Source organism: Sphingomonas sp. GC_Shp_5, assembly GCF_026540855.1.
Classification (GTDB): domain Bacteria; phylum Pseudomonadota; class Alphaproteobacteria; order Sphingomonadales; family Sphingomonadaceae; genus Sphingomonas.
Map to the genome: position 1 here is coordinate 196,058 of NZ_JALNUP010000001.1, position 11,211 is coordinate 207,268.

An 11,211-nucleotide genomic window follows, 5' to 3' on the forward strand; every position below is an offset into this window, starting at 1 on the left:
TCACCTGCCTCGGGGGATGCTCTAGGAGCCGCGGCATGGCCGATCCTTTCTACATCACCACTGCCATCAGCTACCCCAATGGCCGCCCGCACATCGGCCATGCTTATGAAGCGATCGCCGCCGACGCGATTGCGCGCTTCCAGCGGCAGGCGGGGCGCGACGTGCGCTTCCAGACCGGCACCGACGAACATGGCCTCAAGATGGTGCAGACCGCGCGTGATCGCGGCGTCGCGGTCGCCGATCTCGCCACCGAGATGTCGTCGATGTTCAAGGCGATGTGCGACCGGCTGTCGATCTCCTATGATCGCTTCATCCGCACCACCGACGCTGATCATTATCGCGCCAGCCAGGCGATCTGGCAGGCCATGGAAGCGAACGGCGACCTATATCTCAGCCGCTACGAGGGCTGGTATTCGGTCCGCGACGAGGCGTTCTATGACGAGAAGGAACTGAGCGGGGAGGGCGATGCCCGGCTGTCGCCGCAGGGCACGCCGGTGGAGTGGACGGCCGAGGAGAGCTGGTTCTTCCGCCTGTCGAAATATCAGCAGCCGCTGCTCGATCTCTACGCCGCGGAACCGGATTTCGTCCGCCCCGACGGCCGTCGCAACGAGATCGTCCGTTTCGTCGAAGGCGGGTTATCCGATCTGTCGGTGTCGCGGACCAGCTTCGACTGGGGCGTGCCGGTGCCGGGCAGCGACGGCCATGTGATGTACGTGTGGGTCGACGCGCTGACCAACTATCTTACTGGTGCGGGCTATCCGGACAAGGGTGACGAATGGCGCTACTGGCCGGCCGATCTGCACCTGATCGGCAAGGACATTGTGCGCTTCCACGCGGTCTATTGGCCGGCGTTCCTGATGTCGGCGGGGATTGCGCTGCCCAAGAGCGTGTTCGGTCACGGTTTCCTGCTCCACCGCGGCGAGAAGATGTCCAAGTCGCTCGGCAACGTGGTCGACCCGGGCGAGTTGGCCGATGCCTTCGGCGTCGACGCGCTGCGCTACTTCCTGCTCCGCGACGTCAGCTTCGGCCAGGATGGCAGCTATTCGGCCGAGGCGATCGTCACCCGCGTCAATGCCGAACTCGCCAACAGCTTCGGGAACCTTGCCCAGCGGACCTTGTCGTTCATCGCCAAGAACCTCGACGGCGCGCTCCCTGAGTTCGGCCGCAGCGATCCGGCGGATGCGATGCTGATCGAGGAGATCGTGGTCGCCTGCGCGGCGCTCAAGGCCGGCTTTACCGATCTGCTGCTGTCGCAGGGGATCGAGGCGTGGATGCGCGGGGTGTTCGCCTGCAACCAGTATATCGACGTCCAGGCACCCTGGGCGCTGCGCAAGACCGATCCGGAGCGGATGCACGCGGTGCTGGGGACGCTGGTGCGCGCGATCAGGATGTTGGCGATTGCGATCCTCCCGGTGGTGCCTGGCGGGGCAGGGAAGGTGCTTGACCAGATCGGTGCCGACGAGCGCGATCATGCCGCGGTCGACGACGATGGCTGGTATGCCCGCAAGGCGGGGGAGGGCTTCCGCATCCTCGCGCCGACCCCGGCCTTCCCACGGCTCGAGCTACCGGTCGAGGCGGCGTGATGTTCGCCGACAGCCATTGCCACCTCAACTACAAGGGGCTGGTCGACGATCAGGCGGCCGTGCTTGAACGCGCCCGCGCGCGCGGGGTAGGGGCTATGCTCAACATCTCGACCCGCGAGAGCGAGTGGGATGCGGTGATCGCGACCGCCGAGCGCGAGCCCGATGTCTGGGCATCGGTGGGGATCCATCCCCATGACGCGGATCACCACCCGCACATCGACACCGCTGCGCTGGTCGCGCGTGCCGCGCACCCGCGGGTGATCGCGATCGGCGAGAGCGGGCTCGACTATCATTACGACCATTCGGATCGGGCACGGCAGCAGGCCAGCTTCCGCGCCCATATCGGCGCCGCGCGGGCTGCTAACTTGCCTATCATCGTGCATACGCGCGATGCCGAGGAGGATACGTTGGCGATCATGCGCGAGGAGATGGAGGAGGGGGCCTACACCGGCGTCATCCACTGTTTCACCGCGAGCGGCGCCTTTGCCGATCAGGCACTTGCGCTCGGTCTCTACATCTCCATCTCAGGTATCGTGACCTTCAAGAATGCGACCGATCTGCAAGCCGTGGCCGCGCGATTGCCCGCGGAGCGGCTGCTGATCGAGACCGATGCGCCGTTCCTCGCGCCGATCCCCCATCGCGGCAAGCCGGGCGAGCCTGCCTTCGTCGCCGATACCGCGGCGTTCCTGGCCAAGCTGCGCGGGGATACGGTCGACGATCTCGCCGCAACGACGGCTGCCAATTTCTTCACCTTGTTTGGGAAAACCAAGGCTTGAGGATCCGCATCCTCGGCTCGGGCACGTCATCCGGCGTGCCGCGGATCGGCAACGACTGGGGCGTGTGCGACCCCGCCGAGCCGCGCAACCGCCGCACCCGCGCGTCAATCCTGATCGAGCATGACGGCGTTCGCGTGCTGGTCGACACCAGCCCCGACATGCGCGAGCAATTGCTTGCCGCCGAGGTGGGCGCGGTGGATGCGATCATCTGGACCCACGACCATGCCGATCATTGCCACGGCATCGACGACGTCCGCCAGATCTTCCACGCGCTCGGCCGGCCGGTGCTCGGCTATGCCCGCGCGCCGACGCTGCAGGCGCTGCGCGAGCGCTTCACCTATGTGTTCGCCGGGCGGCAGGGCTATCCGCCCACCGTCGAGGGTGCCGAGTTGCCGGACCGGCTGACGATCGGCGGGATCACCATCTCGGTGGTCGACCAGCCGCACGGCAAGATCTTCTCGGCAGGCTTGCGGATCGAGGCTGGCGGTGCGGTGGCGGGCTATGCCACCGACTTCCACGAGTTGACCCCGGCGATGCGGGAAATCTACCAGGGCCTCGACCTGTGGATCGTCGACGCGCTGCGCTATGCGCCGCATCCGACCCATCCCGACGTGCCGCAGGTGCTCGGCTGGATCGAGGCGCTCGCACCAACCCGCGCGGCCTTTATCCACATGGATCACAGCATGGATTACGCCACCCTAGTGGCGGCCCTGCCGGCAGGCGTCGAGCCGGGCTATGACGGGCAAGAATTCCGGCTATGAACCCGGATCTCGGCGCCAACGCGTTGCTGTACGCGCTGCTGCTGATCCTGCCGCTGTCGGCGCTGATCGCGCGCCGCGTGCCCGTGGTGCGCACGCTGGTGATGCTGGTTACCTGGGGCGTCATTTTCTGCTTGCTGTTCATGGTGCTCAGCCAGCGTGAGAAGTTCGACCCGTATCTGCGACGGATCGCCAGCTTCCTCAAGCTGGACGACCAGCAGGTGGTCGGCCGCGAAACGCGGATCCGGATGGCCAGCGATGGCCATTTCTGGGCACGTGTGACGATCGGCGGCGTGCAGCGGCGGATGCTGGTGGATAGTGGCGCGACGATCACGGCGCTCTCGACCCAGACCGCGACGGCTGCGGGGCTGGACGTGACGAACAGCATGTTTCCGATGGTGCTCAATACCGCCAATGGACCGATCACCGCCAAGACCGCCACGGTCGAGGAGATCCGGCTCGGCGACGTCGTTGCGCGCGATCTTGGGGTTGTCGTATCGCCGGCCTTCGGTGACACCGACGTACTGGGCATGAACTTCCTGTCAAAGCTTAAGTCATGGCGGGTGGAGGGGCGGACCTTGATATTAGAACCTCACCACCATCAGAGTTTTACATAATGTATATTATCGGACTGGGCGGTGAGGCCCTTCCTAAGGGGTTGTTGTGATGATCGAGCGGCTGGTGGCGATCATGGCGCGGCTGCGCGATCCGGAGCGTGGATGCGAATGGGATGTCGCACAGACCTGGGCGACGATCGTCCCCTACACGATCGAGGAAGCCTATGAGGTGGCTGATGCGATCGAGCGCAACGACCCTGCCGATCTCAAGGACGAACTGGGTGACCTGCTGCTCCAGGTGGTATTCCACAGCCGTATCGCCGAGGAGGCCGGCGCCTTCACCCTCGCCGATGTGGTCACCACCGTCAGCGACAAGATGGAACGCCGGCATCCTCATATCTTCGGCGATGCGGACACCAACCCAGGTTGGGAGAGCATCAAGGCCGCAGAGCGCGCCGGCAAGGCGGACGATTCCAGCGCGTTAGCAGGTGTCGCTGCAGGTTTGCCAGCGCTGCTGCGTGCGGTGAAGCTGCAGAAGCGCGCCGCGCGGGTCGGGTTCGACTGGCCCGATGCCGAGGGCTCGCGTGCGAAGATCGACGAGGAACTGGCCGAGGTGGCGAGCGCCCCGCCCCAGGAGGTGGAGGAAGAAGTCGGCGACCTGCTGTTCGCGGTGGTCAACTGGGCACGCCACCTCGGCATCGACCCGGAAGCGGCCCTGCGTGCCGGCAACGCCAAGTTCGAGCGGCGCTTCCGCGGCATGGAGGCGATCGCCGGTGACGCGTTCGAAGGTCTCGATCTCGATAGTAAAGAAGCATTGTGGGTAGAGGTTAAAAGCAGAGGCTGAAAGCCTCACGACTTATCTGTCGGGATGGTCACCACTTTTCTAGCGTTGCCGTTCGTGAGCGGTCGTATGTAGACTGAGGATATTGCGGCTCACATCGGCTGTCGCGGCGTGTAGATTCTTCGGCCTTACCGCGCCTCTTCGCGCTCCACGGCGGCCATCATCTTCGTCAAAATCGCGTCCATTTGCTCGCGCTCGGCCGGATCGAGATCGCCGAACACACCGTCGATCAATTCGCGGCGTAGCGGCTCGGTCGCCTCGATGACGCGCCTGCCCTGATCGGTGACCGACACCTGCTTGACCCGACGATCATGCGCATCGGGCATGCGCGTGACCAAACCGTCGCGTTCGAGGCCGTCGATCGCCTCGGTGACGGTACGCGGCGCAAAGCCAAAGAAATCGGCGATATCGGCGGCACGCGCCGGGCCGTGCTTGCTCACGTAGAGCAGCATCTTGGTGCGCGACAGCGAGGCCCCCTCCTCCGCCATCCGCTTATCGAGGAGGCGGTGCAGGCGCAGGAACAGCCGAAAGAAGCTGCCGGCAAGGATTTCGCAGTCGGTCATCTTGTGAGGACCCTCATTAAATGGTCTTGCGCATTGCTGCAAGTGCGAATATTGCGGCATCTTCCCTTCGTTCGACGACGAGACAGATCCGCATGGCCGACCATGATCAGCACGACAGCGCCCCCCGCGATCGGGCGCCTGACCAGCGGGATGGCGAGCAGCACGATGCAGCCGATCGCCGCGAGAGCGACGATGCCCGGCACGACGACAGCGACAGCGATGGCGACGCCAAGGATGACGACAAGAAGCCGGCCAAGCCCTCGCCGCTGAAAAACCCGCGGGTGCGGATCGTGCTGCTGCTGGTGCTCGCGCTGATCGTGATCGGCGGCGTGCTGTGGTTCCTGCGCTACCAGAGTGTCGGCAAGTACATGCAGAGCACCGACGATGCCTATATCCAGGCCGATGCTGTTACCGTGTCGCCCAAGGTGTCGGGTTATGTCGACCAGGTGCTGGTCGCCGACAATCAGCAGGTGAAGGCCGGCCAGCCGCTGATCCAGATCGATCCGCGCGATTATCGTGCGCAGACCGCCCAGGTCGAGGCGCAGATCGACGTATCGCGCGCCAACGCCGCGGGCGTCCGCGCGCAGATCGGCGAACAACAGGCCGCCGTGGCGCGGGCGCAGTCCGATCTCAGCGCCGCCGAGACCGATGCCGCTTATGCGCGTTCGGAAGTCGCCCGCTACACCCCCCTCGCCGCCACCGGCGCGGAAAGCCGCGAGAAACTGTCGCAGCTCCAGAACCAGGCACGCCAGTCCGCCGCCCAGGTCGCCAGCGCGCGCGCCGCACTGCTCAGCGCCCAGCGCAAGATCGGCACGCTCAACACCCAGGTGAAGCAGGCGCTCGCCCAGGGCGAAGCCAGTCGCGCGCAGCTCGATGCCGCGAACGTCAACCTCGGCTCGACGCTGATCCGCGCCAGCGTCGACGGGCGGATCGGCGACAAGACGGTGCGGGTCGGCCAATATGTCCAGTCGGGCACCCGGATGATGTCGATCGTTCCGGTGCAGCAACTCTACATTGAGGCAAATTTTAAGGAAACGCAGCTCGGGCTGATGCGGATCGGCCAGCCGGTGACGCTTGAGGTCGATGCGCTGCCGGGGGTCGAGATCCATGGCCGCGTCCAGAGCCTGTCGCCGGGCACCGGCGCGCAATTCTCGCTGCTGCCGCCGCAGAATGCGACGGGCAATTTCACCAAAATCGTCCAGCGCGTCCCGGTGCGGATCGCGATCGACGCCGGCCCGGCGACGCGGCAGCTGCTGCTGCCGGGGATGTCGGTGGACGTGACGGTGGATACACGTTCGGCCAAGGGCGACAAGGAGCGGATCCGCAAGGAGCAGGAGCAGCATAACGACCGCCGCGAGCAGGCCCAGGAGCAGCGCCAGCAGGGCCAGGGAGCCGGCAACCCGTGAGCAGCGCCGCGCCGGCTGCGCCCGAGCGCGCCGATCTGGGTGCCTGGCTCGCCGTCGTCGCGGGTAGCCTGGGCGCGCTGATGGCGACGCTCGACATCTCGATCGTCAATTCGGCGCTGCCGACCATCCAGGGCGAGATCGGCGCCAGCGGCACCGAGGGAACCTGGATCGCGACCTCCTATCTGGTCGCCGAGATCATCATCATCCCGCTCTCGGCGTGGCTGGAGCGCGTACTCGGCCTGCGCACCTTCCTGCTCATCGCCTCGGTGCTGTTCACGGCCTTCTCGGTGGTGTGCGGCCTGTCGACGACGCTGACGATGATGATCATCGGCCGCGCCGGCCAGGGCATCACCGGCGGCGCGCTGATCCCGACCGCGATGACGATCATCGCCACCCGACTGCCGCGATCGCAGCAGCCGATCGGCACCGCGCTGTTCGGCGTCACCGCGATCCTCGGGCCGGTGCTCGGGCCGCTGATCGGCGGCTGGCTGACCGAGAACATTTCCTGGCATTACGCCTTCTTCCTCAACATCCCCGTCGGCGCGCTGCTGCTGGTGCTGCTGCTGGTCGGGCTGCCGCACCAGAAGGCGCATCTGCGCGATCTGCTGCAGGCGGACTGGCTCGGCATCGTCGGGCTGGCGCTCGGGCTCGGCGGCATGACCGTGGTGCTCGAGGAAGGGCAGCGCGAGCAATGGTTCCAGTCGTCGTTGATCATCCAGCTCACGGTGGTGACGGTGGTCGGCTACATCCTGCTGTTCGCCGGCCAGCTGTTCTCGGCCAAGCCGGTGATCAAGCTGCGGCTGCTGCTCGATCGGCAGTTCGGCAGCGTCGCGATCATGGGGCTGGTGCTCGGCATGGTGCTGTACGGCAGCAGCTATGTGATCCCGCAGTTCCTCGCCGCGATCGCCGATTACAACGCGCTGCAATCGGGCAAGGTGGTGTTGCTGAGCGGCATCCCCAGCCTGCTGATGATGCCGTTCGTGCCCGTGCTGATCCGCTATGTCGACATTCGCCTCGCGGTGGCGATGGGTCTGTCGCTGATGGCGCTGAGCTGCTGGACCGATACCGTGCTGACCGCGCAGTCGGTAGGCAGCGCATTCACCGATTCGCAGCTGCTGCGCGGGGTCGGCACCATTCTCGGCTTCGTGTTCCTCAACCAGGCGGCGATCGCCTCGGTCAAGCCCGAGGAGGCGGGCGATGCCGCCGGGCTGTTCAGCGCCGCGCGCAATATCGGCGGGTCGCTGGTGCTGGCAGGGATCGCGACCATCCAGGACCAGCGCAGCTACCTGCACAGCCGGCGGCTCGACGACCTGCTCAACAGCAACTCGGTGGCGCTACAGGACTATCTCGCCACGGTGACGCGCAGCGTCGGCGATCCTGCGGCGGCGGTGCAGCAGATCGGCCAGACGATCGCGCGAGAGGCGCTGGTGATGACCTATAACGACCTGTTCTGGCTGCTCTCGGTGGGCATCCTGCTCGTCACCCCGCTCGTCCTGTTCCTTCGCCCGCTGCCCCATGGCAAACCAGCGGCGGCGATGCATTGAGGCTGTCCATGCGCTCCTTCCCCCTCCCCCTGCTGGTATCGGCGCTGGCGCTGGCAGGCTGCACCGTCGGCCCCAACTATGCCGGCCCGACCAAGACCGCGTCGGATCCGGCGATCCGCCCGGGCTTCGTTCGCGCCGACACCACGGTGACGGCCGCCGCGCCGGGCGTCGCCGCCTGGTGGACGACGCTCAACGATCCGCTGCTCACCGCGCTCGAGACCCGGGCGATGGCGGCCAATCCCAATATTGCGGTGGCGCAGGCGCGGCTCCGCCAGGCGCGCGGTGCGTTGCGGCTTGAGCGCGCCAACAGCGCCCCCAACGCCAGCGCGAGCGCGACCTATCTGCATGCGCAGGTGCCAGGCATCGATCTTGGCAGCCTCGGCGGCAGCGGGAGCGGCGACACCGGCACCGGTGCCGCGCAAGGCACCAGCAGCAGCGACGAGATCAGCTCGCTCAACTTCTACAATGTCGGCTTCGACGCGACCTGGGAGATCGACCTGTTCGGCGGTCGCCGCCGCAGCGTCGAGGCGGCACGGGCACAGCTAGGCGCGGCCGAGGCCAACCTCGCCGATGCGCAGGTCAGCCTCTCCGCCGATGTCGCTCAGGCCTATGTCAATCTGCGCGACGCGCAGCGGCGGATCGTGCTGTCGCGCCAGTCGGCGGCGATGCAGCAGCGGATGCTCGATCTCACCCAGCAGCGGTTCGACCGCGGCGCCGCCTCGGCGCTCGATGTCGAGCGGCTGCGCGGCCAGGTGGAAACCACCAATGCGCAGGTGGTGCCGCTCGCCGCCGAGGTGGAGAGCTATCTCAACGCGCTGGCGGTACTGACCGGCGCCGAGCCCGGCGCGCTCGACGCGATGCTGACCCCGCTCGCGCCGGTGCCGTTGCCGCCCGCCGCGGTGGCGGTCGGCGACCCGGCAGCGTTGCTGCAACGCCGCCCGGACATCCGCGCCGCCGAGCGCCAGCTCGCGGGCCGAACCGCGCAGATCGGCGTTGCCGAGGCGGCGCGCTTCCCCAAGCTCACGCTGATGGGCCTGGTCGGGCTCGGCGGCACCAGCCTTTCCGACCTTACCGATCTCGGCAATCTGACTGCGCTCGCGGCGCCGATGCTGCAATGGAACTTCCTCGACTTCGGCCGCGCCGGCGCGCGGGTGACGCAGGCCAAGGGTCAGCGCGATGAGGCGGAGGCGAACTACCGCGGGGCGGTGCTGCGCGCGCTCCAGGACGCCGAGGACTCGCTGTCGCGCTTCGGCCACCGCCGCGAGACGGTCGCCAGCCTGGTCCGCACCAAGGCGTCGGCCGATCGCGCTGCGGCGTTGATGCAGCAGCGCTTCCAGGCGGGCACCGCGACGCTGATCGACACGCTCGACGCCGAGCGCCAGCGCGTCGCCGCCGAACAGAATCTGTCGCAGGGGACCGCCGGGCTCACCGGCGACTATGTCTCGCTGCAAAAGGCGCTGGGACTCGGCTGGACCCCACCGCAGTCCTGACGCGATGACTAACTGATTATCGGCGCGGCGCTTTCCGGCGTGCCGGTGTTGCGCTGTTAACTGTCGGCTGGCTAAGGCGGCGTGATGATGGATCCAGCGCATCGGACTGGTCACGACCGGCGGGCGACCGATGGCGGCGATCATGGCGTGTCGGTCCCGCAGCGCTATTTGGCGTTGCTTGCCGATGTCGCGGAACGGCTGCTCGCCGCGGGCAGCGCCGCACGGATGGTCGACGAGCTGTTCACGCTGATCCGCACCGAGCTGCGGCTCGATGTGTTCTTCAACTACCGCCTGCACGATGACAGACTGATCCTCGAGGCGCATGGCGGGCTGACCGATGCCCAGGCGGCGGATGGCGGCGAGCTGGCGATCGGCCAGGCGATCTGCGGCACCGTCGCGCGTGAACGCCGGCCGCGTCACGCCACCAGCCTGCAACGCTCCGAGGATCCGATGGTGGCGTTCGTCAAGAACGTCGGGCTCGACGCTTATGCCTGCACGCCGCTGGTTCATGGCGACGTGCTGCTCGGCACCCTCGGCTTCGGCCGGCGCTGGGCCGATCGCTTCACGGCCGACGAATTGAGCTTCCTGCATACCGTCTGCCATTATGTCGCGCTCGCCAAATACCGGCTGCGGGTGGAGGAAGAACTGCGCCTGGCGGTGACGTCGCGCGAGCGGCTGCTCGCCGAGCTCAACCATCGCGTGCGCAACGCGCTGCAGGTGGCGGTAGGACTGGTCGCCATGGAGCTGGCGGCCCATCCCGACCCCAGCGAAGGCGCGGCGCTGAAGGCGGCCGCCGACCGGCTGCAGGTGCTCGCGATCGCGCATCGACCGCTCTACGCCACCGGATCGCCCGATACCGTCGACGTCGCGGCGCTGCTCGCCAGCGTGGTCGAGGAAGCGTCGACCGGCGTGTCGCTTGCCGCCGTCTCGGTGGCGCGCCCGCTGCCGGTGGAGGCAGCGGTGGCGTTCGCGCTGCTCGTCCACACGCTGCTCGATGGCCGCGCCGACGATGCACCGGTGCGGCTGACGGCGGACATCGTGATCGATGATGGCGGACGCCAGCGGCTCGCCTTGTTGTTCAGCGGCTGCTTGCGCGATAGGAGCCAGGCGCCGACCGCCAGCCAGCGGCTGGTACGCGCCCTCGCCCACCAGCTACGCGCGACCTTCGACGATCGTCCCTCCGGCCTGATGTTGTCTCTGCCTTATGCTCTCTCCGACTGACTTCCGCGACGCTGCTGCGGACGCCCCGACGCTCAAACTGCTGGTCGTCGAGGACGAGGCCCTGGTGGCGATGCTGATCGAGGATGCACTGACGCTGCATGGCCATAGCGTGATCGGGATCGCGGATACGCTGGCGGACGCGCTGGCGCTCGCCGATGCGGAGACACCCGACATGGCGTTATGCGACGTCAAGCTCGCGCTGGGCGATGATGGCATCGCGGTGGCCGAGGCGCTGGCGGCACGCGGCGTCCCCTGCATCTTCCTCAGCGGCAATTGCCCGCCGTCGGCGAGCAACAAGCTGATCATCGGCTGCATCGCCAAGCCGTTCCACAACGCCAGCCTCGGCGATGCCGTGAACGCCGCTTATGGCTGCGCCAAGGGAACGGCGCCGACCTCGATGCCGTCGATCCTCAACCTGTACTGAACCGAGCGCCTCAGCGCAGTCGGTCAGAGGCGTCACAATAAGGCCCGG

At 67.1% G+C, this 11,211-nt stretch carries 11 protein-coding genes; 10 read left to right on the plus strand and 1 reads right to left on the minus strand.

The features are described from left to right. The first annotated feature begins 35 nt into the window (after nt 1-35). From metG to mazG, 5 genes are read left to right on the plus strand one after another with little or no spacing between them, the layout of a single operon-like run. Nucleotides 36-1,583 carry a methionine--tRNA ligase gene (gene metG, locus OXR60_RS00925; RefSeq protein WP_267393142.1) on the plus strand — a complete coding sequence of 516 codons (1,548 nt, stop codon included), beginning with the start codon at nt 36-38 and terminating at the stop codon, nt 1,581-1,583. Further along, complete coding sequence (locus OXR60_RS00930; RefSeq protein ID WP_267393144.1) at nt 1,583-2,359, plus strand: TatD family hydrolase; 777 nt, start codon at nt 1,583-1,585, stop codon at nt 2,357-2,359. The genes metG and OXR60_RS00930 overlap by 1 nt, the downstream gene beginning before the upstream one ends. After that, complete coding sequence (locus OXR60_RS00935) at nt 2,356-3,120, plus strand: MBL fold metallo-hydrolase (protein WP_267393147.1); 765 nt, start codon at nt 2,356-2,358, stop codon at nt 3,118-3,120. The genes OXR60_RS00930 and OXR60_RS00935 overlap by 4 nt, the downstream gene beginning before the upstream one ends. Further along, on the plus strand, nt 3,117-3,734 hold the full coding sequence (locus tag OXR60_RS00940) for a TIGR02281 family clan AA aspartic protease (RefSeq protein WP_267393149.1): 618 nt from the start codon (nt 3,117-3,119) through the stop codon (nt 3,732-3,734). The genes OXR60_RS00935 and OXR60_RS00940 overlap by 4 nt, the downstream gene beginning before the upstream one ends. A 49-nt stretch (nt 3,735-3,783) precedes the next feature. Beyond that, nucleotides 3,784-4,518 carry a nucleoside triphosphate pyrophosphohydrolase gene (mazG, locus tag OXR60_RS00945; RefSeq protein ID WP_267393151.1) on the plus strand — a complete coding sequence of 245 codons (735 nt, stop codon included), beginning with the start codon at nt 3,784-3,786 and terminating at the stop codon, nt 4,516-4,518. Between the two features lie 125 nt (nt 4,519-4,643). Here mazG and OXR60_RS00950 read toward each other — a convergent pair whose 3' ends face one another. After that, nucleotides 4,644-5,138, minus strand: a complete 495-nt coding sequence (locus OXR60_RS00950) for a MarR family transcriptional regulator (protein ID WP_267393153.1) — start codon at nt 5,136-5,138, stop codon at nt 4,644-4,646. Nucleotides 5,139-5,170: 32 nt separating this feature from the next. On the opposite strand from OXR60_RS00950, the gene OXR60_RS00955 reads away from it, so the two are divergent. The 5 genes from OXR60_RS00955 (at nt 5,171) to OXR60_RS00975 (ending at nt 11,163) form a co-directional block, all read left to right on the plus strand. After that, nucleotides 5,171-6,484, plus strand: a complete 1,314-nt coding sequence (locus OXR60_RS00955; protein ID WP_267393155.1) for an HlyD family secretion protein — start codon at nt 5,171-5,173, stop codon at nt 6,482-6,484. Then, on the plus strand, nt 6,481-8,028 hold the full coding sequence (locus OXR60_RS00960) for an MDR family MFS transporter (RefSeq protein ID WP_267393157.1): 1,548 nt from the start codon (nt 6,481-6,483) through the stop codon (nt 8,026-8,028). The genes OXR60_RS00955 and OXR60_RS00960 overlap by 4 nt, the downstream gene beginning before the upstream one ends. 8 nt (nt 8,029-8,036) lie before the next feature. Next, nucleotides 8,037-9,518, plus strand: coding sequence for an efflux transporter outer membrane subunit (locus OXR60_RS00965; RefSeq protein ID WP_267393158.1), 1,482 nt, complete (start codon nt 8,037-8,039; stop codon nt 9,516-9,518). A gap of 84 nt (nt 9,519-9,602) precedes the next feature. Beyond that, entirely contained in the window at nt 9,603-10,739 is a 1,137-nt protein-coding gene (locus OXR60_RS00970; RefSeq protein ID WP_267393160.1) for a histidine kinase dimerization/phosphoacceptor domain -containing protein, read from the plus strand. Then, a complete protein-coding gene (locus OXR60_RS00975) occupies nt 10,723-11,163 on the plus strand; it encodes a response regulator (RefSeq protein ID WP_267393161.1) in 441 nt (146 codons plus the stop codon). The genes OXR60_RS00970 and OXR60_RS00975 overlap by 17 nt, the downstream gene beginning before the upstream one ends. Nucleotides 11,164-11,211 lie beyond the last annotated feature (48 nt).